Origin of the sequence: Caulobacter segnis, from assembly GCF_003243465.1 — a bacterium.
GTDB classification, from domain to species: domain Bacteria; phylum Pseudomonadota; class Alphaproteobacteria; order Caulobacterales; family Caulobacteraceae; genus Caulobacter; species Caulobacter segnis_A.
In genome coordinates this window covers 41,034-61,964 of record NZ_QFQZ01000005.1, presented here as the reverse complement: position 1 = coordinate 61,964, position 20,931 = coordinate 41,034, and the positions used below count along the sequence as shown (strand labels likewise).

Sequence of the window (20,931 nt, the reverse complement as noted above, 5' to 3'; positions counted from 1 at the left end):
TCAGACCTCCAGGTGGGCGGGCAGCCGCACGTGGCGGCGGCCGACATCGAAGATCTGGGGGTCGCGTCGAGCCGCCCACACAGCCAGGCCATGGCCGACCAGCCAGACGGCCAAGCCAACCACCCACAGCCGAAGACCCACCCCCAGGGCCGCGGCCAGCGTGCCGTTGACCAGGGCGATCGCGCGCGGAGCGCCGGCCAGCAGCATCGGCTCGGTGAGAGCCCGGTGAACGGGCGCGGGCAGCCCCATCGCGCGATCGCCGGCCATCAGACCAGCGCTCCGCCGCCGAAGCTGAAGAACGACAGGAAGAAGGAGCTGGCCGCGAAGGCGATCGACAGACCGAACACGATCTGGATCAGCTTGCGCGAGCCGCCGGAGGTCTCGCCGAACGCCAGGGTCAGGCCCGTGACGATGATGATGATGACGGCGATGATCTTGGCGACGGGTCCCTCGATCGACTCCAGGATCCGTTGCAGGGGCTCTTCCCAGGGCATGGAGGAGCCGGCGGCCTTGGCCGAGGAGGCGGCCAGGAGGGTGGCGATGGTCAGGGGCGCGGCGGCCCCGATGTGGCCCAGTCGGTCGAGCATGGAGCCCGACAGCAGGCGTGCGCGCAGGCGCGAGGGTTCTCGCGTGGACATCGAGTAAATCTCCGGGGGTTTAGGGGCTAAGATCTCAGGCGGGGCTGAGCTGGTAGGCGCCGTCGGCCCCGAGGCCGTCGAGGCGCGAAAGGTCCGCCAAGCGGCGCTGTCGGCCCCGCCCCTGCAGGACCGCGATAAGGTCGATGGTTTCGGCGATCAGGCCGCGCGGCACGATGACCACCGCTTCCTGGATCAACTGCTCCAAGCGCAGCAACGCGCCCAGGGCCGAACCGGCGTGAAGCGTCCCCACCCCGCCGGGGTGGCCCGTGCCCCAGGCCTTGATCAGGTCCAGGGCCTCGGCTCCACGCACCTCGCCGATGACGATCCGGTCGGGCCGCAGGCGCAGGGACGAGCGCACCAGGTCCGAAAGGCTGGCCACGCCGTCGCGCGTCCGCAGGGCGACCTGGTTTTCCGCCGCGCACTGTAGCTCGCGCAGGTCCTCGGCGATGATCACGCGATCACCGCTCTTGGCCACCTCGGCCAGGAGCGCATTGACCAGGGTGGTCTTGCCGCTGGAGGTGGCCCCCACGACCAAGATGTTGGCGCGGATGGCCACGGCGTCTCGCAGCACCCTGCCCTGCGCTTCGCTCATCACCCCGGCGCGCACGTAGTCGGCCAGGGTGAAGACCAGGCTGGCGGGCTTGCGGATCGAGAAGGTCGGGGCGGCCACCAGCGGCGGCAGCAGGCCTTCTATGCGCTCGCCGGTCCCCGGCAGTTCGGCCGACAGCCGCGGACGGCCCGCGTGGATCTCGGCGTCGACGTGGTGGGCGACCAGACGCAGGATGCGCTCGGCGTCGGCGGCGCCGACAGACAGCTCGGCATCGACGAGCCCGACATCGAACCGGTCGATCCACACCCGGCCATCGGGGTTGAGCATGACCTCGGCCACGCCCGGGTCCTCCAGCCGCGCCAGCAGCAGCGGCCCAAGCGCCGTGCGCAGCATCTGGCGGCTGCGCTCGCGTCCAAGATCGGTTTCGGAAAGGTCCACGGCGGGTCCCCGTTGCTTACGGGGATGAGTAAGAAGACCCTGTTCGACGCGATCTCAACAGCCAAATCGGCGCGTCGTACCCTGGCGTACAAAGACAGGGAAACGGCGGCCTCGCGCCAATTGCTGCCCTTGGCGCGCCTCCAGAAACACGACGTTCAATGGAGGCGTGGCGTGCTTTCTGGCCGCACTAAAGGTGATGAGCTGGCAGCCTTAAAGGTCAATCTGCTCGGACATCTCCAGCGCATCATCGACCTCGATGCCAAGGTATCGAAGGCACTGTCAGTCTAACGGCAAACCGTCTCCCCATCCCGGCCTCCTTGTCTCCTAGCTTGGAGACTGGGATTGAAAGCACTGTCGTTTAAGCGCCACCGCTTCCCTGCGGAGGTCATAAGACACGCCGTTTGGCTCTACTTCCGCTTCAACTTGTGACGCCGGCGCTGGCCGAGCCCTTGAGGCCGGTGAACTTGGTGTCGATGTCGTCTTCCGATCCGTCCTCGGCGATCCGGCGAGCGGTTTTCGGGGCCAGATCGACCAGAGCGCGGATCGCTCCTGAGGTCTGCTCCCGGCCCGCATTTCCAGGACTTGGCCCAGCAGGGCCAGGACGACAATCACTGCGGCCGCCTCGTAATAGACGGCGATCATGCCGTCGGTGGTCTGGAAGGCCGGCGGAAAAATCCGCGGCGCCAGCGTGGCGACGACGCTGTAGGTCCAGGCACGCCGGCGCCCATGGCGATCAGCGTGAACATGTTCGGGCTGCGGTTCACCAGCGAGACCCAGGCCCGCTCGAAAAACGGCCATCCCGCCCATAGGACGACTGGCGTCGCCAGGAGCAACTGGATCCAGACGGAGACCCCCATCGGCACAAGATGGTGCAGCCCGGGGAAGATGTGCCCCCCCATCTCGAGCAGAAACACAGGCAGCCCGAGCGCAAACCCGCCCCAGAAGCGCCGCGTCATGTCGATGAGTTCAGGGTTCGGTCCCGTGTCGGGCGCCGCCACCAACGGCTCCAACGCCATGCCGCAGATAGGGCAGCTTCCCGGCCCGTTCCGGCGGATTTCCGGATGCATGGGGCAGGTCCAGATCGCGCCCTGCGCACTTGACGCCTTCTCGGCGTCGGCGGGACCATGCGGGTGACAACTGGCGGCTGGCTGGTCACGCCCCGGATGAACAGGGTCTCCATGTGGCTTGGCGAACCCTGCATCATCGCCCTCGATACCCGCCGCCGCGCGATAGGATTCAGGGGCGGCATCGAACCGCGCCTTGCAGCCGGTCGAGCAGAAATAATAGCGCACGTCCTCATGGTCGCTTCGAAGGGTCGCGTCCGACGGCGTTATCATCATGCCGCAGACCGGATCACGAACGCGGTCTCGGCGCGGCGCCGCGTCGCCGTGCGCGCCCCCACTGGCCGCCGCGCTTTCGCCCGCCGTTCCTCGTTCGTGATCCCTGTCGGCCATTGGCGTTTCCCCTAAGGCCTGTTGTCCTGCCTATTCCGAAATCAGATGAAATTCGTCGAGAAGCGCGGCGATCTCTGTGCCTTCCAGTTTCTTCATCAGCAGCTTGCGCAGGAATGCAGGGCCCGGAACGTCAATGCCCTTACCGTCTCTCAACGGTCCGATCGCCGCCAACAGCGTGCGGATGTCATAGGTGGAGTTGAACACCTCCGGGACACCGCGCTCAACGTCCAGCAGGGTGTAGACCGCCTCCATGGGCGTACGCACCGAGTACTCGGTGGTGAAGATGCAGTCGCGCTGCTTGGACTCGGCGAACTGGCCGATGAAGGCGAAGTTGACCGCGCCTTTAGGCACCACGTCAGGCCGGTCGCCGGCTTGGCGCGGCATGAAGAAGGCGGTGATATAAGGCATCATCACCGGCACGGTCCTGGCGCCGGTCGCGGCCAACTCCGGGATGTCCTCGACCGGCACGCCGAGGTGATACAGCCATTCCTGGGTAATCTCCTCGCCGGTGCAGTCCTGCATCGGCTTCTTCACATAATCGCCAGGCTTGTCGACGAAGAGCGCATAGAACCAAGCGATCATCTGGTCCTTGGGCTGCTTCTTAAAGTGCGGTTGGCGGTGAACGGTCCAGCTGAGCAGCCAGCTGGAGTCCTTGACCGTCACAATCCCAGCCGAGACGATCTTGCCGGTGAACGGGTTGCGCTTGGTGATCTTCTCGACCTGCTGGGCGATGCGCGGGTCCAGCGCGGTGATCGACGCGGAGGCCCACTTGGTCTCGGGAATATGGGCGCCGAAAACGTCGGGGCGGCCGAAGGCGGGATCCTTGGCGGCGATGCGACGCCAAAGATCCCAAGCCGGCGCCGGGCCGTCCTTCAACTTGGCGGGCGTGTGGTGGTCGCCATTGTCGGAGTTCTCCGTCAGAGATCCGATGGTGATGAAGACCAGGTCGTCGGGACCAAGATCGACGCCGCCGGCCTGGCCCTTCTCCGTCCAGTGAATGCGCGTGGCCTGCTTGCGGTCGGCCTGGATATCGAAGTCGACATCGGTGACCTCGACACCGTAGCGGAACTGGACGCCGTGCTCCTTCAGCCATTTGACCAGCGGAAGGACCATAGATTCGTACTGATTGTAGCGATTGAACTTGAGCGAGGAGAAATCGGCGAGATGGCCGACATGGTGGATGAAGCGATGCAGATAAAGCTTCATCTCCAGCGCCGAGTGCCACTCCTCGAAGGCGAACATCGTGCGCCAGTAGAGCCAGAAGTTGCTCTTGAGGAAATCTTCGCCAAAGACCTCGTTGATCCGCTTGTTCTCCATCTCCTCGCGCGTCGCCAGGAAGACGGAGATGAGGTCCTTCTGCGCCCGATCGTTAAGCGTCAGCAGCGCCTTGTCGGGAACGTCCTGGCCCTGGTTCTGGGTGACGCGTTGCAACGAGACGTTCGGGTCGTCCTTGTTGAGCCGGTAGAACTCGTCCAGGACGCTGGCGTCCTCGATCTCCAGCGACGGAATCGAGCGATAAAGATCCCAGAGGCATTCGAAGTGCTCCTCCATCTCGCGCCCGCCGCGAATGACGAAGCCCTTTTCCGGCACGTCCAGGCCGTCGAGCGCGCCGCCCGGAATGTCGAGTTCCTCCAGGATGGTGATCCGCTCGCCCGCCACGCCGGCGTCGCGGATCAGAAAAGCCGCGCCGGCCAGTCCGGCCAGCCCTGCGCCCACGAACCAGGCTGACTTCTTGTCGGCGTCCTTGGCTTTGCGCGGACGGACAAAGGCCTCATAGTTTCCGCTGCTGTAGTGCATGGCGAAGTCCTTTCGGCTGAACTGAAAATCTTGTGGGGACTAGTATCGGTAGAAGCCTTCGCCGGCGGCGACGCCCAGCTTGCCCTTGTCGATGTAGTTTTCCTTCAGCCAGGCGGCGAGCGAGCGAGCATGCTCGTCGCCGTGGGAGAGGATGTTGTAGGGCGTGGAAAGACCGATGATGTCGTAGATCTGGAACGGGCCCATCGGCGCACCGGTGGCGATCCGCCAGACCTTGTCGATGTCGGGGGGACCGGCGTAGCCGCCGGCGGCAAGATCCGTCGCGGCGTTGAGAAACGGCACAAGCAACGAATTGAGGACGTAGCCGGCCTTTTCCTTGCGGAGGGGAATGGGCGCCATGCCGATGTCGGTGGCGAATTTGATCACCGCATCGAAGACGACCGGATCGGTGTCGGACGTGCCCATCACCTCGGCGGTGTTGAACTTCCAGATGCTGTTGGCGAAATGCAGGGCCAGGAACCGGTCTGGACGCCCCGTGAAATCCTTCAGGGCGCTGGGCAGCAAGGTCGAGGAATTGGTGGCGAAAATAGTCTTGTCCGACGCGACCCGAGCCAACGCCTCGTAGGTCTGCTGCTTGATCGCCAGAACCTCCGGCACAGCCTCGATCACCAGGTCCGCTTGTGCTACCGCGTCGGCCAGATCGGCCGACAGCCGGATTTGGCCGAGCGCCTGCGCCGCCTTACCGCCGGCGGCTTGCGGGATCTCCTTCTCATAGGTCGCGACCAGACCATCCAAACGCGAGCGGGCCTGGACCAGGGCCTCGTCGCTGATGTCATAGGCGACAACGTCAAAGCCGCGAAAAGCGGATTGGAAGGCGATTTGGCTGCCCAATACGCCCGTGCCCAGCACGGTGACCTTCTGGATATCAATCATCGCAAGCGCTCCCGGGTTCGGCGGCATCGTGGAGAAATGGGGCGGACACCTGGCGGGGGACGCGGACCAGTTTGCCTGTCGCCTTATCGATCAGCGCCCATTGGGACAGGGCCGCGACGAGACACCGGCCGCGCACGTCGATGAACTCGACGCGCCGGGCGTAGCGCGCGCCACGCGGCGGGCCATCGAGCCAAGTGACCGCAGTGACGTGCGCGCCGGCCAGGACGTTGCCGCGATAGTCGACCTCGTGCCGGAGCACCACGGCCGCATAGCGATCCGCATCCTCGGGTCGGGCTGCGGCGAACCAATGCGCCACCGAAGCCTCCTGAATCCAGACGACCCAAGTGGCGTTATTCACATGGCCCAGTTCATCGATGTGTTCGTCCTGGGCGCAGAACGTGAGGGTGAAGCGTCGCTGCGGATCAAGGCGTCCCAGAAGCGGCGCTCCAGCCGCGTCGCAACCAATCCGGCGGCGAGCGACCACGGCGCCTGTCATGGCCGCGCTCCTGCCGGCGCCCGCGCATCCAGGCCCGCCATGGCGCGAAAGAAGGCGACCAACATCTCCTCGCGCCCGATCGCGCCAGCCACCTGCCCCTGAACGGCTAGCCCCATCCACAAGGCGTAAAGGCCGATACCCGCCTGCAACGGCGGCAGGGCTGGGGTCAGATCGAACCGCTGGGTAAGGTCGGCGACGAGCTCACCGAACATCCGGTAGCACGAGGCTTTGCCCGCCTGATGTCGGGCGGCGAAGGCGGCGTCGCGCCGAGCGTGAAGCTGCAATTCGATCGAAAGAAGCGACCATTGTGGTTCGGCGGCCAGATTGGCGAGCCGGTCGGCCAGACGCCGAAGCGTCCGTTCGATGTCGCCGCTTTCGGAGCCGCGCACCAACTCGCGCAAAAGCGCGACTTCATCGTGGATGTGCGCCTCCATCACCTCGACCAGCAGGTCATCCTTGCTGGCGAAGTTCGAATAGAAGGCGCCTTGAGAGTGGCCAGCCGCACCGCAAATGTTGCGGATCGACATGCCGGACACCCCTTCCTCGACGATCGAGGTGTGCGCCGCGGCGATCAGCCGGTCGCGTGTTTGGCGCTGCGTTTCCTTTCGCGGAATCGGCATGTCGGAACCTCCAGCAGTCATGCTGAACCTTGGACCGGCCAGCATTGAGGACGAATCCAGATATCAAACGATATCCCAATTTGACGGATGGTCGAGACCAAAATCACGTCCCGCCACCGGACGGCCGGAAAGGGCGACCTTGACTAGACCTCGCGACATACGCACTTGATGGCGATCGAGCGCTCGACGCCCAGAGAGGCGGGGAATGCGCCGCGCTCCAGTGACTTTCGGCGCCGGGATCGCGTGGCCTCTGGAGCCCTACCCAAGCGCCCTATGAGCGTCCGCGAGCGCCGCCCTTGAAGATTGAAGCGCTCCCGTCGGCGATTTGAGGTAGATCAAGGCGGTTCAGAGAAGGCGGTCACCTCCTGCGGCGGAGGGACCGAGAAAATGCAAAAGACACGATTTGTTCGTATAGCCACGTCCATCGGCGTGGCGCGGAAAATTGCCGACCTGATCGACGACTGCGATCGGGCGATGGCCGACATGAGACAGCGCAACGACGATCGAGGACTGCGACGCTTGGCGGCGCAACGGCAATCGTCTTTGCTCACCAATTGGACTGCGCTTCCACGCGCGCCGAGGAGCGGCTTGAACTCGTCCAAAAATTATGAGTACGCTTATTTATGACTATGGTCATTTTTTGAGGGTTCGCGCATGAGTTCGCCCGACCTCGCGCCGCCTCTGGGCCGGCGCGACCGGAACATGCAGGACAAGCGGCGACGGATCGTCCAGGCCGCGACGCGCCTGTTCGAAGACCGAGGCTATGACGGCGTCACGACCCACGAAGTTTCCGAGAAGGCAGACATCGCCGTCGGTACGCTCTTCCGGTATGCGGCGTCCAAAAGCGAACTGCTGCTGCTTGTCTACAACGACAAACTGCGCGAGGCGCTGGCCCAGGGAACGACGCGCGCCGTCGGGGCGGACGATCCCGTCGAGGCGATCATGGAGATGGTCTCTCCCCTGCTTGAGCTTGGACGGATAAGCAGCGACAACGGCGCGGCCTACCAGCGCGAGTTGCTGTTTGGCGCCCCGACAACGCCCAACCGCCAAGAGGGGCTTGGCGTCATCGCCGATCTGGAAGCCGCGATCGCCTCGCGCCTGGCGGGGGCGGCTCGCGCCCATGGCCTGGCGGAGCACGCCGAGGCCGGACGGCTTGCGGCCAGCACCATTTTCGCCGCGACCCATCTGATGATCGCCAGGCAATATACCGGCGCGCACCGCGGGCATGCGCCGGAGACCGACCTGCGCGGTCAGATCACGCAGGTTGTAAGGGGCTATCTGGCCACGTTGCGCCTGGAACCCGCCGGCCCGACCTCCAAGGCTTTGCTCGAACAAGCTTAAGATCACCACCCAGACTCAGATTTCGCTTTCGCACGCGGCAAGAGATCCCATCGTGGACACCTTCATCTTCGTCTGCATCAGCGACACACAGAGCAGGACCATGGTGGATCTGCAGGAACTGCCGCTGACCGGCTATCGCGATCACGCGATCAAGATGTTGAGAAAGCACGCCAGCGCCGTCGCCGTGGAAGTCTGGCAAGGTGAAAAGGTGATCGACACCGTCAAGCGCGACGACCACATCTTAGGGAGGGATTAGGCCATGGCGACCGTGATCCGCTCCCGAGGTTGGCTGGCGTGAAGACTCTTCCATTTTCGAGGCTCGTGATCTGCCAACCCGCTTCGTGGCTTGTCGCGGCCATGATGCTGGCTCCAAGCCTTGGCCTTGCGCAAACGACCCGCCCACTGAGCTTCGAGGAAGCCCGCGCCCAGCTCGAGCGCAGTTCCGATCAGATCGCCGCCAGCCAGGCTGGCGCTCGCGCCAGCCGCGCCCAGGCCGACGCTCTGACGCGTTTGCATCTGCCGGTCATCACGCTCGACGCTCAAGCCTTCGAATATCAGAAGAGCATCGACATCTCGCTGCAGCCGGCCAAGAACGCGGTGGGCTCGGCCGCCGACGGCTTCATCGCCAATCTGCCGGGCCTGCTGCCCAACGTTCCCAGCGACCTGACGGCCGCCATCCAGTCGGGCCTGGCCAGCAAGGTCCAGGACGCGCTGGCCCTGACGCCGAACACGCTCGATCTGCAGACCCGCCAGAGCGTGTTGCGACCGACCGCTAGCGCCATCATGCCGCTCTATACCGGAGGCCTTATCTCCGGCGCCCAAAGCGCGGCCAAGGCCGAGGCGGCGGGAGCCGAGGCCCAGGCTCAGGCCACCGGCGACATCGCGCTGCTACGGCTCATCCAGGCCTATTTCGGCCAGCAAATGGCCGCTCGCCTGCTGACGGTCAGCCAAGAGACCGAAGCCAGCTTCGCCCATCACCTGGATAACGCCCGCAAGATCGAAGCCCAAGGGGTCATCCCCAAGTCCCAGCGCCTTCAAGCCGAAGTCGCCTATGACAGCGCCCGCCGTCAGAGCCTGGCGGCGGCCGACGCCTACCAGACCGCCAACGAGACCCTCGCCCTGCTGCTGCGTGAAGACGGCGCGCTGACGCCCACCACGCCGCTGTTCGTGTCGACCGCGCCCCTGCCGCCGGCCCAGACCTTCGTGGAGGCCGGGCTGGAAAATCAGCCGGAGCTCAAGCGTCTAAAGGCATTGCGCGAAGCCGGTCAGGCCGGCGTCAAGATCGCCAAGAGCGCCATGCTGCCCAAGGCCTATGCTTTCGCGTCCTACAACCTCAACCGCGACGACGCGGTGATCATCGACCCCGACTGGATCGTCGGCGTGGGCGTCCATTACACGCTCTTTTCCAACATCGACCGAGGCAAGACGGTGACCGCCGCCCGGGCCAAGAGTGAACAGGCCTCCGCTGCGGTCGGCGCGGCCCAAAACGACCTGCGCGTGGTGATCGCGACTGCTTGGCGCCAGGTCGAAACCGCGCGCAAGCAGTTCCTGCTGCTGGACACCAACATCGCCGCGGCGACGGAAAATCTGCGCGTCCAGGAGATCGCCTTCAAGGAGGGCGAGGCGACCGCCTCGGCCGTCATCGATGCGCGGACCGCGCTCAGCCTGGCCCAGACCCAGAAGGTCACCGCCGCCTATGCTTACGACCTGGCGCTTGCCCAGTTGCTGGCCGCCAGCGGCCAGATCCAGACCTATGGCGACCACATCGCCCGCGCCGACAAGGATGTCCGATGAGCGAGCCCGCAGCGCCGCAGCAAGCCCCGCCCGCCGCCAAGCCGCCCCGCCGCCGTGGACAGCTCATCGCCGGCGGGATCGTCGCTCTGGCGGGCCTGTTCATCATCGTGGGCCTGTGGCTGGCCTATCGCCCGGCCGCGGGACAACTGCAGGGCATGGTCGAGGCCGAAGAACTGACCATCGCCACCAAGGCGCCTCTCAGCCGCGTCGAGCGCCTGCTGGTGGACGAGGGCGCGCAGGTCCGCACCGGCCAGCTGCTGGCGCAACTGGCCAGTCCGGAAATCGCGGCCAAGCAGACGCAGGCGGAAGGTCTGCTCGACAGCGCTCGCGCCGTCAATCAACGCGCCGTCAAGGGCGCGCGCGAGGAGGACATTGCCTCACTCAAGGCCGTCTGGAACGCCTCCCAGGCCGCGGCGGATCTGGCGCAGAAGACCTATGTCCGGGCCTCCAACCTTTACGCCCAGGGCGTGGTCGCAGCCCAGCGTCGCGATGAAGCTCTTGCCGCGCGCGACGCCAGCGCCCGCCAGGCCGAGGCCGCGCGTCTGCAATATCTGAAGGTTGCTAGCGGAGCCACGGTCGAGGAAAAGACCATCGCCGCCTCGCAGGTGCGGATCGCACAGGCGGGCATGGCCGAGACCGCGTCGCTCCAGGCCGAGACCACCCTGCGCGCCCCGGCTGACGGCGAAATCGGCAAGAAGCTGGTCAACGACGGCGAGATCGTGCCGCTCGGCTTTCCGGTCTTCACCCTGACGCGCCTGTCCGATCCGTGGGTCACCCTCAATGTTCCCGAAAGCCAGTTTCATGGCCTGCGGACCGGCCAGATCTTGACCGGCGAGGTGCCCGCGCTGGACCTGAAGAACGTCCGGTTCCGGGTCGACTACATCAGCCCGGCCGGCGAGTTCGCCACCTGGCGCGCCACCCGTCAGTCCAGCGGCTACGACATTCGCTCCTTCGAGGTGAAGGTCCGGCCGGTCGCGCGGATCGGGGGCCTGCGTCCCGGCATGAGCGTGCTCTTCGCCTGGCCGCAGACCAGGACATTCTGACCGTGGCGGCGTTCGCTCGCGCCTGGCGTCGCGAGATCGCCTTTCTCGTCGCCAGCCCCTGGGATCTGGGCGTGGTCGTGGTGGGGCCGTTGCTGCTGCTGGTGGTGATGGGCTGGCTGTTTCTCGCCGGCAGCCCCCGGCATCTGCCGGTGGCTCTGGTCGACGCCGACCACTCCACGCTCAGCCGACAACTGGCGCGCGATCTGGACGCCTCCGGCGCGATCCGCCTGGCCGCCGAACCGGCGGATCTGCCCTCGGCCTTCGCCCTGGCGCGCCAGGGGAAGGTCTGGGCCGTGGTCTACGTGCCCAAGAACGCTGACCGCGACGCCCTGTCCGGCGTCGGGGCGACCATCGTCGTCTACGACAACGCCTCATACTATTCGCTGGGCGCCCTGGCCGCGCGCGGCGTGGCCGAAGCGATCGGCGGCCTGTCAGGCCAGATCGCCCCCAGGCTGCAGCGCATCCACAATCTGCCTCAAGCGCGGTTTACCCCTCCTGCCGTGCAGGCGACCGTGCTGTTCAATCCCGGCCTCAGCTACGAATGGTTCCTGGAAGCCCTGATCCAACCGGGCGTTCTGCACCTGATGATGAGTTGTGCGATCGTTGTGACGATCGGCCGCGAGTTTCGCGACGCCACGTTCAAGACCTGGATCGCCGCCCCGCGCGAGGTCGCGCCGGCGCTCCTGGGCAAACTCGCGCCCTATGTGCTGGTGTTCACCGCCTGGAACCTGGCGGGCACGGCTTGGTTGTGCGGCTTTCGCGGCTGGGGCGTGCATGGCAGTCTTTTGCTGCTGACCGCCGGCCAATTCCTGATGTACGCGGCCTACGCCGCCCTGGCCGCCTTCGTCACCGTGTTGATCAAGGACATCCCCACGGCCCTGTCGGCGGCGGCGATCTATGGCGGGCCGGCCATTACCTTCTCGGACGCCACCTTGCCCACCCTGACCGCACCGCTGTTTACCCGGGTGCTGTCGAACCTTCTGCCGTTCACCAGCTATGTGCGCCTGCAGATGGAGCAGATGTTCATGGGCTCGCCAGGTGCGGACTCCCTGCGATGGCTAACCGTCCTGGCGCTCTTCTGCGCGGTCCTCTTTCCCGCCGCCTGTCTCCTCCTGCGCAAGCCCCCGAAGGCGGCCGAATGAACCGGTTCGCGCGCGCCTATCTTGGCACTTGGAAAGCGATCCTGGCCAGCCGGCCCGCGGTCTCGCTGCTGCTGCTGGCGGTGATCGTCTACGCCTTCTACTACCCCGCCGCCTACCGCTCGCAAGTGGCGACCCACCTGCCCGTCGCCATCGTCGATCAGGACCAGAGCGCGGTCAGCCGAGCCCTCGTCGAGCGTCTTTCGAGCGCGAACCGGGTTCGCATCGTTCTTCGCACCACAGACTTTGGTGAAGCCCGCCACGCGCTGGAAAGCCGGCGCGTGGACGCCATCATCGTGGTCCCCGAAAGGCTCGAGCGCGGTCTGCTCACCGGCGCGCCGGCCGCGGGTCTGGCCATCTATGTCAACGGCGCCTATCTCGTCCGCGCCAGTACGGTGGGCGCGACCGTTCAGTCGGTCTTGACCGGCGCGGTCGCCGAGACCCTGGCGCCCCTCGCGCGCGCCGCGGGGATCAGAGCGCTCAGTCCGATCCAGACCGACACCCGCCCCCTGTTCAACACCGCCCAGGGCTATGGAAGCTATGTCGTGCCCGGCGTGGCGGTGCTGATCATTCAACAAACCCTGCTGATGGGCGTGGTGCTCCTGTCGGCCGGTCGGCGTGGCAAGATCGCCCCGTCCCGCATCGACTTCCTCGGCGCGGCAGCCGCCTTCTGCACCATCGGCGTGGCCGGATGCCTGTTCTATTTCGGTTTCGTGTTCTGGTTTCAGGACTATCCGCGCGGGGGAAATCTGGTGGGCATGCTCCTGGCCACGGCGCTCTACGTGCCGGCGGTCGTCTTCTTCGCCCTCTTGCTGGGCAGCGCCTTTGACCGCCCCGAGCGCTCGGCCCAGGTGCTGGCGGCCAGTTCCGTGCCCTTCTTCTTCCTGAGCGGCCTGGCCTGGCCTTTCTCGGCCATGCCGGTCCCTCTGGCGCTGGCGGCGCACTTCATTCCTTCCACGTCGGGCATCCAGGTCTTCATCAAACTCAACCAGATGGGCGCAAGTCTGGCCGAGGTCTGGCCTGACCTGGCGGGGCTGTCCGTGCTCACTTGCGGGTACGGCCTTTTGGCCTGGATTCGGTGGAAGCCCCAAAAGGACTTGGCGCGGCTCGAGCCAGCCCCATCGCGCTCACCGGGCGAACCGACGCCTTAGCTTGGCGCCAGTTCAAGCTGACCGTGGCGCCCAACACGCAGGCGTCATCATGCCGCTCTTAGCGCGTTGGCCTTCACAGGCGCGCCCGACGTCGCAATCTCCATTTTCGCTGCAGCGCTATCGGCGGCGTCGAGGATCGGCGACTGACGACCGTCAAGAATGTCGGCGGCATGACCACGGTGGACGTCAATGGCATCTACGCCTTCCGGCAAAGCGGCGCCCTTCATGGCCTCGAATTCTCCCTTGGCGTCCGCAACCTCTTCAACGCGCCCCCAGACACCATCAACACCACCCAGCCCTATGATGTGAGCTACGACAGCGTGAACTATTCGCCGATGGGCCGGATGATCAGCGTCGCCGTGCGTAAACGCTGGTAGGGGGCGCCGCCGAGAGGTCGACGGCCTCTCGGCGATAACCCACGCAGCACAAACGGGCTTGGCTCGTTCGATCTGTGGTTTTGGTAACGCAAGATATGCGCACTGAAACCAGGATCGAGGTTGTTGCCGGGCCGCGGCATCAACGGAAGCTCGCCCCCTCCAGCTTCCTGACATTTGTTACAGTCGTCCGTCCAACCCTAGTGGCGACAAAATCACCGGCCGCCGCGCACGTTTGAGCGCGGGTCGACCCGTTACCTTTCAGCGGCTGCAACCGAACTATTCCCCCAGGCGCGGGCCACACGGCTGGGGCCGGATCAGTCCTTTCACTGACAGGGAATGCCAACATGACCACCGTCGCGGGCGTCATCGTCTTCAAAGCAAAACCGGGCCTCGGAGAAGAGGTCGCTAGGCGCGTCGCCGCCGCGCTGCCCGCCGTAGAGACCGAACGCGGAACCCTCCTGTGGCTCGTCCTGCGTTCGAACGCCGATGCCGACCGGATTTTCCTGGTGGATCTCTTCGATGGCGAACAAAGCCTCACCAATCACATGAACGGCGACGCCGCCAGCCTGATCTTCGCCACCGTTCCCGGACTGCTGGCTGAAGATCCCGAAATGCATCCCAGCACCGTCGTCGCTGCCAAAACTACCCGCTGACCGGCCGCAGACGTCCCGGAAAAATTCAAACCAGGCGTTACCTCCCTCCCGCTCCCGTCGAACCTCTCTTCAGACGCGCCAATAGGGCGTCAATCGCCGGTATCTTCGCGCCGGCGCCATTTTAAGGAGAATACCATGTCGGATCGTATGAAGTCCGCGCTCGTGGCCGGCGCTCTGGCCACTGCCCTCGGCGCCCTGGCCAGCGTGCCTGCGAACGCCGAGCAGTTCACGGCCCACCAAAAGAAGATCCAGGCCGCCAACACCGTCAAGGTGAAGTCGGGCAAGGTCCAGCCCTGCTTCGGCGTGGCCCTGAAGGGCCACAACGACTGCTACGCCGGCGCGGGCACCTCGTGCGCGGGAACCGCGACCGCTGACTATCAAGGCAACGCCTTCAAGCTCGTGCCGACCGGCACCTGCACGGCCATCAACACCCCCCATGGCCCGGGCAGCCTCAGCCCCAAGGCCTGAGCTTGACGGGGCGACCGGGCAAAGCCCCCCCCGCCCGGTCGCCACACGTTGAAACGCCGCGAGAGTCCGCCATGCCAGAATCCCTTCCCCCCCGGGTCCGCGCCCAGATGGCTTGCCGCGCAGGCGTCGGGCTGAAAGCCGAGCATCTGCGCACGATCTTGGAGACGGCTCCCGATGTCGGCTTCTTCGAGGTGCATGCCGAGAACTACATGGGGAAGGGCGGACCGCCGCACCGATACCTAACGGCGATCCGCGAGCGTTACCCGCTGTCGGTGCATGGCGTAGGCCTATCGATCGGCGCGGCCCGTCCGCTGGACCAGAACCATCTGCACCGACTGCGAACCCTCGTCGATCGCTACAGCCCCACCCTCGTTTCTGAACACCTCGCCTGGTCCAGTCACGACACTGGTTTCCTGAACGATCTGCTACCCCTGCCCTACACCCACGAAACCCTCGACCGCGTGGTCGATCATGTCGATCAGGTGCAGGAGACTCTGGGTCGCCAGATCCTTCTTGAAAACCCATCCACTTACCTGGCCTTCGCTGAAAGCACTTACGGCGAGCCCGAGTTTATTACCCAGGTGGCGCGTCGGACCGGATGCGGCCTGCTGCTGGACCTCAACAACGTCCACGTCGCATCGACCAATCAAGGCTGGGATCCGATCACCTATTTGGCAGCCTATCCGCTGCGCCTGGTCCAGCAGATCCATCTGGCGGGCTTTGCGCCCGACGCGGACGAGCACGGCCGGCCGCTGCTGATCGACGCTCACGATCGGCCAGTATCGCGCGCGGTCTGGTCGCTGTTCGCCCACGTCATCAAGCACATCGGTCCCGTTCCAACCCTGATCGAGTGGGACACTGACCTACCCAATTGGCCGACGCTGAAGGCCCAGGCAGAGCAGGCCGACGACGTAATGGCCAAGGCCGGCCGCCCGCTGGAAGTCGAGCCGTCTTATCGCGCGATCGCTCTTTTCTGAAAGATCCGGATCATGCCCGACCGCACTCATCCCGACACGCCATTCGCCGAGCGCCTAGAAGCCTTCGCCGACGCGTTACTGGATCCCGACGCGCCGCCTCCTGAAGGTCTGGTCGGACCGGACGGCCATCCCAGTGCCCGACGTTTCGCGGTTTATCGCAACAATGTCGTCACCGGCCTGATCGAGACGCTGAAGGCAGCCTTTCCCGTCACACGGCGCCTAGTCGGAGACGACTTTTTCGCGGCCCTGGCTCGGGCTCACGCGATCCAGATCCCGCCGACCTCGCCGGTCATGCTGGACTACGGGGCGACATTCGCCGACTTCGTCGGCGGCTTTGAACCGGCCGCGCCCTTGCCCTATCTGCGTGATGTCGTTCGGCTGGAGCGCGCCTGGACCGAAGCCTATCATGCCGCCGAGGCTTTGCCGCTGTCGCCGGGTTTTCTGGCAAGGATCCCTCTCGACGAGCTACCTCGCGCGTGCCTGCTTCTCCACCCGTCCGTCCGCCTGGTGCGGTCGATCTTTCCGGCCGGCACGCTCTGGTCGCTGCACGAAGATGTCGAGGCCTTGCGCGACCTGGATCTGAATCGCGGGGGCGAGGACGTCATGCTGTCCCGTCCCGACGCGGACGTCGCGCTCAACATCCTCCCCCCCGGTGCGGCGGACTTCATCGCCGCGTTGCGCGATGGGATCACGATCGGAGACGCTCTCACGCTGAGCCACGCGGTCGATACCCGCTTCGACATGGCGGGCGGCCTGGTTGGGTTGTTTGAGGCTGGCGTCGTCGTGGGCATCGGCGTCCAACAGGATGGGAACACCCTGGCGGCGAGGGAGGCTGCATGATCTGCCGCCTCGACGATCTGGCCCGGCGGTTTCGTGGCGGGCTCGAAAGTGTCACCGCGCTAGCGGCCAAGGCCGCGCCACCGTTAGTGCGCCTGGCCCTGGCCCTTCCGTTCCTGCGCTCGGGCCTGACGCGTTGGGACGGCCCGGGGGGGCTGTCGGCCGGCACGCTCTATCTCTTCAAGGAACAGTTCCGGCTCCATGTCCTGGGCGCGGAATATCCTTTGCCGGCGCCCGATCTTCTGGCGTGGCTGACGGCTTGCGCCGAAATCGGCCTGCCGGTCCTGCTGTTGTTGGGCTTTGGGACTCGGCTGGCGGCCCTTGGCCTGCTGGTCATGACTGCCGTGATCCAGCTGGTTTTCCCCGATGGCTGGGCGAATTTTCACCTCTATTGGGCCGCGCTTGCCTTGGGCGTCGTCACCCTGGGCCCTGGCGGCCTGTCGATCGATCGCTGGATTGATCGCGCTCTTCCCAGCCCCTGAAATCCAGTGGGCTAGCCGATGAACACCGATAAAGAGCCACGTCTGCGTCTGGTCAGCGCCGAGCGGGAATCCGATCGGCCGGATGGGAACGCGCGCGACATCGACTGGACGATCCTGATGGCCCGCGCCCAGGATGGCGACAAGGCGGCTTATCTGCGCCTGCTGCGCGAGATCACGCCCTATCTCCGGTCCCGAGTGCGCCGGTGGCACAAGGAAGCCTGGGACATCGAGGACACGGTTCAGGACATCTTGCTCACCCTGCATTCCATCCGGCACACCTATGATCCGTCCCGACCGTTCGGGCCCTGGCTGGTCGGGATCGCCGACCGGCGCGCCATCGACCGGCTACGACGACTGGGCCGGACCATCCGTCGGGAGACGGAGATGGACATGGAGCATCACGCCCCGACCACCCTACAAGAATCCCACATGGTGCTGGACAAGGGGCGCCTGGAGGAGGCGATAGGCAGTCTGCCCCCGGTCCAGCGCAAAGCCATCGACCTGCTCAAGCTAAAGGAACTGTCGTTGAAGGAGGCGTCGTCCGAGACCGGTCTTTCGGTCGCGTCCCTCAAGATGGCGACGCATCGCGCGCTTCAGAGCTTGCGCGCCATGCTCGCGGATCGGAAGGATTCGTGATGGACACCTCCGACCTCGTCCGTTCGTTGGCCGAAAGCGCCGCCCCTGTCAGACGGCTGCGTCCGCCGCTTTGGCGCGCCTTCATCTGGCTAGCGGTGGCCGCCGTTCTGATGACCCTGATCACGTTGGGGCACGGCGTGCGTCCTCAGTTCGCCGAACGCATGCGCGACACGGTCTTCGCCCTCAACATGATTTCGTGCCTCCTGACCGGCGTGCTGGCCGCCATCGCCGCCTTCATGGCCAGCCTGCCCGATAGGTCGCGCTGCTGGCTGCTGCTGCCCGCGCCGACGCTCATCGTCTGGCTATCTACGATAGGCTATCAGTGCTTCGCCGCCTGGACGCCGGTTCCGCCCGGCGCGGTCACGGTCAGCGCGGCGTCCAGCTGCCTATCGACAATGGTCCTAACCAGCCTGCCGCTTTCAGTGCTGATGCTAGTCATGCTGCGCCACACCGCCGCCTTACGGCCAACGCCCGTGATCCTCATGGGCAGCCTGGCCGTGTCGGCCATCACCGCCACGGCGCTGTCGATGTTCCATCCACTGGACGCCACGGCCATGGTCCTGGGCTGGAATCTGGGGACGATGCTGCTGTTCTTGGGCGCGGCGGCCCTTTTCAGCCGCCAGGTGAACCGATCTTCCGATCGATGACCTCGGCCAAGCACTGGACGTGATGCGCCCGATTATGCTGGCGCTCACGTCCGTGCAGTAGCCTCCTCCCACCTTGCCATAAAGCAGACCTTCCCAACGGAGGCGGTGAGTCACGTTGCGGCGTTCGGAGGGCGATCGTCCAGTACCTCGGTACGCAGTAGTCGGCCCGATGCCAACCGCCGCGCCAGAGCATCCAGAAATCCCGAGTATCGCTCCTGCCCCTTGGCGTTCTGGGCTTTCTGATCCCCAGCGCTCAGGCTCGGCGTCGCGGTCAGCCACGCCTTCACGAAGAGGGCGATCGCCTCGTTAGAGATCGTCAAGTCTCTTCCCTGGCGCTCAAGCTCCCGGCCAATACGATCCAGGCGGCGCACCACCGCAGCCTCGGCCGCCTCGTCTCCGTCAGGGGAGAGATAACTGGCGACCGCGGCCTGAACGATCTCCGACTTGGACCGCTTCATCCGTCGCGACGCCTCGTCGAGCGCCAGGACGAGGTCACGCGCCAAAAAGACCTTGGTCTGAACCTTCATCGCACCCTCACAGCGGAATACCGTCGTCAGGGTCGAGGCTGGCCTGCCTGGCCGCAGCCCGGAACCGGCGGGCTTGCTCGGCCTGGACGGACTCGTCGGCGTCGGGATTAGGGTCCAGCCACGTCTCGGGCGCAGGCGGTTCCGGCGCCGGCTCGGCCGGCGCTTCGAATTCCGGCTCCAGCCGGTGGCCACCTTCATCGGTGGCCTCGCCAGGGCGGCTCCCGGACGACGCCACCGCCGAGATCGTCGTGGTCCACATGGCGGCCGCGCCGGCGCTAAGCGCCTGCAACTGCTGGGGCGGATCAGCCACCCGGCTGGTGAGCTCCGCGTCGACATAGTATCGGACCTTCGTCGCCCGGATGGGCGGCACGCCAGACACCTGAATGATCGCCTCGTCCGGTGGAAGCTGCATCACCTCCCCTGGCGTAAGGAGCGGCCGGGCCGTTTCCTGGCGGCTGACCATCAAATGGCCAAGCCAGGGGGAAAGCCTGTGCCCGGCGTAATTCTTCATCGCCCTCATCTCTGTGGCGGTGCCCAGGCTGTCGCTGATGCGGCGCGCGGTGCGCTCGTCGTTGGTCGAGAACGCTACCCGGACATGGCAGTTGTCGAGGATGGAGTTGTTCTCCCCGTAGGCCTTAGCGATCTGGTTGAGCGATTGCGCGATCAAAAAGGCCTTGATCCGGTAGCCGGCCATGAACGCCATGGCCTGCTCGAAGAAGTCGAGCCGCCCCAGCGCTGGAAACTCGTCGAGCATCATCAGCAGGCGCGGACGATGGCGCGCTTTCTCCAACCCCTCGGTCAGTCGCCGGCCGATCTGATTGAGGATCAACCTGATGAGCGGGCGGGTGCGGCTGATATCCGACGGCGGCACGACAAGGTAGAGAGTCACCGGCCGACCGGCTACGACGAGGTCGTCGATGCGCCAGTCACACCGCGCGGTCACCGCCGAAACGATTGGATCGCGGTAGAGACCTAGAAACGACATAGCCGTGGACAGCACGCCCGAGCGTTCATTGTCGCTCTTGTTCAGGAGTTCGCGGGCAGCGCTGGCCACTACCGGGTGGACGCTGTCACCCAGGTGCCGCGTGGCCATCATCGCCCGAAGCGTGGCCTCGATGGTCCGCCGCGGATCGGCCAGAAAGTTGGCGACCCCGGCCAGCGTCTTGTCGGCTTCCGCGTAGAGAACGTGTAGGATGGCCCCGACCAACAAGCTGTGGCTGGTCTTGTCCCAGTGCGACCTACGCTCTAGCGCACCATCGGGATCGACCAGGATGTCGGCGATATTCTGCACGTCGCGGACCTCGGTCGGTCCTCGCCGCACCTCCAGCAAAGGGTTGTAGGCGCTGGACGCGGCGTTAGTCGGATCGAACAGCAGAACCGGTCCCACCTTTGCGCGGCAGGCCGCCGTTAGCTGCCAGTTTTCCCCCTTGATATCGTGGACGACCGCGGAGCCCGGCCAGGTCAGCAGGGTCGGCACGACCAAGCCCACGCCCTTGCCCGACCGGGTCGGCGCGAAACCGAGGATATGCTCAGGACCATCGTGGCGGAGGTAGTGATCCTTCATCCGGCCGAGCACCACGCCATCGGCGCCGAGCAGCCCGGCTGCCCTGGCCTCCTCCACCGTCGACCATCGCGCCGAGCCATAGGTCGTCACTTTCTTGGCCTCGCGCGCGCGCCAGATCGACATGCCGATCGCTACGACGACGGCGATCAAGGCGCCGCCGGCCGCCATGAACGCGCCGCGCGCGAACACGTCTGGCGCATAGGCCTCGTAGACGAACCACCACACGAAGAAGGCCGGCGGCGGATAGATCGGCCAGCGCCCGAGCCAAAACCAGGGCGGCCCCAGCTGCGGCTGGAAGCCCAGCCGCCAGGCCGTCCATTCGGTGGCCAGCCATATGCCTGCCAGCGCCAGAAGGCCGACCACGAGGATCTGGCCCCAGAGGATTTTCGTACCGGTCATCTGCGGATCTCG

24 protein-coding genes and 1 pseudogene are annotated in these 20,931 nt (G+C 65.6%); 15 read left to right on the top strand and 10 right to left on the bottom strand.

The window, feature by feature from the left end:
- From DI526_RS03000 to trbB, 3 genes are all read right to left on the bottom strand, one after another.
- Positions 1-267: a VirB3 family type IV secretion system protein gene (locus tag DI526_RS03000; RefSeq protein ID WP_304273878.1), complete on the bottom strand. Its 267-nt coding sequence runs from the start codon at positions 265-267 to the stop codon at positions 1-3.
- Entirely contained in the window at positions 267-587 is a 321-nt protein-coding gene (locus tag DI526_RS02995) for a TrbC/VirB2 family protein (RefSeq protein WP_304273950.1), read from the bottom strand. Before DI526_RS02995 ends, DI526_RS03000 begins: the two co-directional genes overlap by 1 nt.
- 85 nt (positions 588-672) lie before the next feature.
- A complete protein-coding gene (gene trbB, locus DI526_RS02990) occupies positions 673-1,581 on the bottom strand; it encodes a P-type conjugative transfer ATPase TrbB (protein ID WP_304273948.1) in 909 nt (302 codons plus the stop codon).
- Between the two features lie 69 nt (positions 1,582-1,650).
- Between trbB and DI526_RS02985 the strand changes: the two genes are divergently transcribed.
- On the top strand, positions 1,651-1,914 hold the full coding sequence (locus DI526_RS02985; RefSeq protein WP_304273876.1) for a hypothetical protein: 264 nt from the start codon (positions 1,651-1,653) through the stop codon (positions 1,912-1,914).
- A gap of 184 nt (positions 1,915-2,098) precedes the next feature.
- Here DI526_RS02985 and DI526_RS02980 read toward each other — a convergent pair.
- The 5 genes and pseudogenes from DI526_RS02980 to DI526_RS02960 all read right to left on the bottom strand — a co-directional run.
- Positions 2,099-2,966: pseudogene (locus tag DI526_RS02980) on the bottom strand (heavy metal-binding domain-containing protein); the annotation flags it as partial.
- A 144-nt stretch (positions 2,967-3,110) separates the two neighbouring features.
- On the bottom strand, positions 3,111-4,877 hold the full coding sequence (locus DI526_RS02975; RefSeq protein WP_184721696.1) for an oleate hydratase: 1,767 nt from the start codon (positions 4,875-4,877) through the stop codon (positions 3,111-3,113).
- Between the two features lie 39 nt (positions 4,878-4,916).
- Positions 4,917-5,768: a 3-hydroxyacyl-CoA dehydrogenase gene (locus DI526_RS02970; RefSeq protein WP_184721698.1), complete on the bottom strand. Its 852-nt coding sequence runs from the start codon at positions 5,766-5,768 to the stop codon at positions 4,917-4,919.
- Positions 5,761-6,264 carry a thioesterase family protein gene (locus tag DI526_RS02965; protein ID WP_297515753.1) on the bottom strand — a complete coding sequence of 168 codons (504 nt, stop codon included), beginning with the start codon at positions 6,262-6,264 and terminating at the stop codon, positions 5,761-5,763. The genes DI526_RS02970 and DI526_RS02965 overlap by 8 nt, the downstream gene beginning before the upstream one ends.
- Positions 6,261-6,884 carry a TetR/AcrR family transcriptional regulator gene (locus DI526_RS02960; RefSeq protein ID WP_184721700.1) on the bottom strand — a complete coding sequence of 208 codons (624 nt, stop codon included), beginning with the start codon at positions 6,882-6,884 and terminating at the stop codon, positions 6,261-6,263. Before DI526_RS02960 ends, DI526_RS02965 begins: the two co-directional genes overlap by 4 nt.
- Positions 6,885-7,538: 654 nt before the next feature.
- On the opposite strand from DI526_RS02960, the gene DI526_RS02955 reads away from it, so the two are divergent.
- The 14 genes from DI526_RS02955 to DI526_RS02890 all read left to right on the top strand — a co-directional run bounded on the left by DI526_RS02955 (position 7,539) and on the right by DI526_RS02890 (position 18,429).
- Complete coding sequence (locus DI526_RS02955) at positions 7,539-8,225, top strand: TetR/AcrR family transcriptional regulator (RefSeq protein ID WP_304273871.1); 687 nt, start codon at positions 7,539-7,541, stop codon at positions 8,223-8,225.
- Positions 8,226-8,277: 52 nt separating this feature from the next.
- Positions 8,278-8,481 (top strand): hypothetical protein, encoded by a 204-nt coding sequence (locus tag DI526_RS02950; protein WP_304273869.1) that lies wholly within the window; start codon positions 8,278-8,280, stop codon positions 8,479-8,481.
- A 101-nt stretch (positions 8,482-8,582) separates the two neighbouring features.
- Positions 8,583-10,019, top strand: a complete 1,437-nt coding sequence (locus tag DI526_RS02945; protein WP_304273867.1) for a TolC family protein — start codon at positions 8,583-8,585, stop codon at positions 10,017-10,019.
- Positions 10,016-11,062: an HlyD family secretion protein gene (locus DI526_RS02940; RefSeq protein ID WP_304273865.1), complete on the top strand. Its 1,047-nt coding sequence runs from the start codon at positions 10,016-10,018 to the stop codon at positions 11,060-11,062. Before DI526_RS02945 ends, DI526_RS02940 begins: the two co-directional genes overlap by 4 nt.
- 2 nt (positions 11,063-11,064) lie before the next feature.
- Complete coding sequence (locus tag DI526_RS02935) at positions 11,065-12,204, top strand: ABC transporter permease (protein ID WP_184721709.1); 1,140 nt, start codon at positions 11,065-11,067, stop codon at positions 12,202-12,204.
- Complete coding sequence (locus DI526_RS02930) at positions 12,201-13,352, top strand: ABC transporter permease (RefSeq protein WP_304273863.1); 1,152 nt, start codon at positions 12,201-12,203, stop codon at positions 13,350-13,352. The genes DI526_RS02935 and DI526_RS02930 overlap by 4 nt, the downstream gene beginning before the upstream one ends.
- A 170-nt stretch (positions 13,353-13,522) precedes the next feature.
- Complete coding sequence (locus tag DI526_RS02925) at positions 13,523-13,729, top strand: hypothetical protein (protein ID WP_369691865.1); 207 nt, start codon at positions 13,523-13,525, stop codon at positions 13,727-13,729.
- Between the two features lie 344 nt (positions 13,730-14,073).
- Positions 14,074-14,382, top strand: a complete 309-nt coding sequence (locus tag DI526_RS02920) for a putative quinol monooxygenase (RefSeq protein WP_184721715.1) — start codon at positions 14,074-14,076, stop codon at positions 14,380-14,382.
- A 135-nt stretch (positions 14,383-14,517) separates the two neighbouring features.
- A complete protein-coding gene (locus tag DI526_RS02915) occupies positions 14,518-14,850 on the top strand; it encodes a DUF2282 domain-containing protein (RefSeq protein WP_184721717.1) in 333 nt (110 codons plus the stop codon).
- Positions 14,851-14,921: 71 nt separating this feature from the next.
- Positions 14,922-15,827, top strand: a complete 906-nt coding sequence (locus DI526_RS02910; RefSeq protein ID WP_304273858.1) for a DUF692 domain-containing protein — start codon at positions 14,922-14,924, stop codon at positions 15,825-15,827.
- A 12-nt stretch (positions 15,828-15,839) separates the two neighbouring features.
- Positions 15,840-16,667: a DUF2063 domain-containing protein gene (locus DI526_RS02905; RefSeq protein ID WP_184721721.1), complete on the top strand. Its 828-nt coding sequence runs from the start codon at positions 15,840-15,842 to the stop codon at positions 16,665-16,667.
- Complete coding sequence (locus DI526_RS02900; protein WP_184721723.1) at positions 16,664-17,146, top strand: DoxX family protein; 483 nt, start codon at positions 16,664-16,666, stop codon at positions 17,144-17,146. Before DI526_RS02905 ends, DI526_RS02900 begins: the two co-directional genes overlap by 4 nt.
- A gap of 18 nt (positions 17,147-17,164) precedes the next feature.
- Entirely contained in the window at positions 17,165-17,782 is a 618-nt protein-coding gene (locus DI526_RS02895; protein WP_304273855.1) for a sigma-70 family RNA polymerase sigma factor, read from the top strand.
- On the top strand, positions 17,782-18,429 hold the full coding sequence (locus tag DI526_RS02890; protein WP_184721727.1) for an NrsF family protein: 648 nt from the start codon (positions 17,782-17,784) through the stop codon (positions 18,427-18,429). The genes DI526_RS02895 and DI526_RS02890 overlap by 1 nt, the downstream gene beginning before the upstream one ends.
- Before the next feature lie 110 nt (positions 18,430-18,539).
- Here the strand turns inward: DI526_RS02890 and DI526_RS02885 are convergent, their stop codons facing one another.
- Positions 18,540-18,956, bottom strand: a complete 417-nt coding sequence (locus DI526_RS02885) for a CopG family transcriptional regulator (protein WP_304273851.1) — start codon at positions 18,954-18,956, stop codon at positions 18,540-18,542.
- A gap of 7 nt (positions 18,957-18,963) precedes the next feature.
- Positions 18,964-20,919 carry a conjugal transfer protein TraG gene (locus DI526_RS02880; RefSeq protein ID WP_304273849.1) on the bottom strand — a complete coding sequence of 652 codons (1,956 nt, stop codon included), beginning with the start codon at positions 20,917-20,919 and terminating at the stop codon, positions 18,964-18,966.
- Positions 20,920-20,931: the final 12 nt, after the last annotated feature.

Coding starts and splice junctions, on each gene's coding strand:
- DI526_RS02895 (WP_304273855.1), top strand. CDS start 17,165: ATGAACACCGATAAAGAGCCACGTCTGCGTCTGGTCAGCGCCGAGCGG.
- DI526_RS02925 (WP_369691865.1), top strand. CDS start 13,523: ATGACCACGGTGGACGTCAATGGCATCTACGCCTTCCGGCAAAGCGGC.
- DI526_RS02905 (WP_184721721.1), top strand. CDS start 15,840: ATGCCCGACCGCACTCATCCCGACACGCCATTCGCCGAGCGCCTAGAA.
- DI526_RS03000 (WP_304273878.1), bottom strand. CDS start 267: ATGGCCGGCGATCGCGCGATGGGGCTGCCCGCGCCCGTTCACCGGGCT.
- DI526_RS02975 (WP_184721696.1), bottom strand. CDS start 4,877: ATGCACTACAGCAGCGGAAACTATGAGGCCTTTGTCCGTCCGCGCAAA.
- DI526_RS02985 (WP_304273876.1), top strand. CDS start 1,651: ATGAGTAAGAAGACCCTGTTCGACGCGATCTCAACAGCCAAATCGGCG.
- DI526_RS02965 (WP_297515753.1), bottom strand. CDS start 6,264: ATGACAGGCGCCGTGGTCGCTCGCCGCCGGATTGGTTGCGACGCGGCT.
- DI526_RS02930 (WP_304273863.1), top strand. CDS start 12,201: ATGAACCGGTTCGCGCGCGCCTATCTTGGCACTTGGAAAGCGATCCTG.
- DI526_RS02885 (WP_304273851.1), bottom strand. CDS start 18,956: ATGAAGGTTCAGACCAAGGTCTTTTTGGCGCGTGACCTCGTCCTGGCG.
- DI526_RS02900 (WP_184721723.1), top strand. CDS start 16,664: ATGATCTGCCGCCTCGACGATCTGGCCCGGCGGTTTCGTGGCGGGCTC.
- DI526_RS02915 (WP_184721717.1), top strand. CDS start 14,518: ATGTCGGATCGTATGAAGTCCGCGCTCGTGGCCGGCGCTCTGGCCACT.
- DI526_RS02940 (WP_304273865.1), top strand. CDS start 10,016: ATGAGCGAGCCCGCAGCGCCGCAGCAAGCCCCGCCCGCCGCCAAGCCG.
- DI526_RS02880 (WP_304273849.1), bottom strand. CDS start 20,919: ATGACCGGTACGAAAATCCTCTGGGGCCAGATCCTCGTGGTCGGCCTT.
- DI526_RS02945 (WP_304273867.1), top strand. CDS start 8,583: ATGATGCTGGCTCCAAGCCTTGGCCTTGCGCAAACGACCCGCCCACTG.
- trbB (WP_304273948.1), bottom strand. CDS start 1,581: ATGCTGCGCACGGCGCTTGGGCCGCTGCTGCTGGCGCGGCTGGAGGAC.
- DI526_RS02910 (WP_304273858.1), top strand. CDS start 14,922: ATGCCAGAATCCCTTCCCCCCCGGGTCCGCGCCCAGATGGCTTGCCGC.
- DI526_RS02955 (WP_304273871.1), top strand. CDS start 7,539: ATGAGTTCGCCCGACCTCGCGCCGCCTCTGGGCCGGCGCGACCGGAAC.
- DI526_RS02890 (WP_184721727.1), top strand. CDS start 17,782: ATGGACACCTCCGACCTCGTCCGTTCGTTGGCCGAAAGCGCCGCCCCT.
- DI526_RS02920 (WP_184721715.1), top strand. CDS start 14,074: ATGACCACCGTCGCGGGCGTCATCGTCTTCAAAGCAAAACCGGGCCTC.
- DI526_RS02995 (WP_304273950.1), bottom strand. CDS start 587: ATGCTCGACCGACTGGGCCACATCGGGGCCGCCGCGCCCCTGACCATC.
- DI526_RS02970 (WP_184721698.1), bottom strand. CDS start 5,768: ATGATTGATATCCAGAAGGTCACCGTGCTGGGCACGGGCGTATTGGGC.
- DI526_RS02960 (WP_184721700.1), bottom strand. CDS start 6,884: ATGCCGATTCCGCGAAAGGAAACGCAGCGCCAAACACGCGACCGGCTG.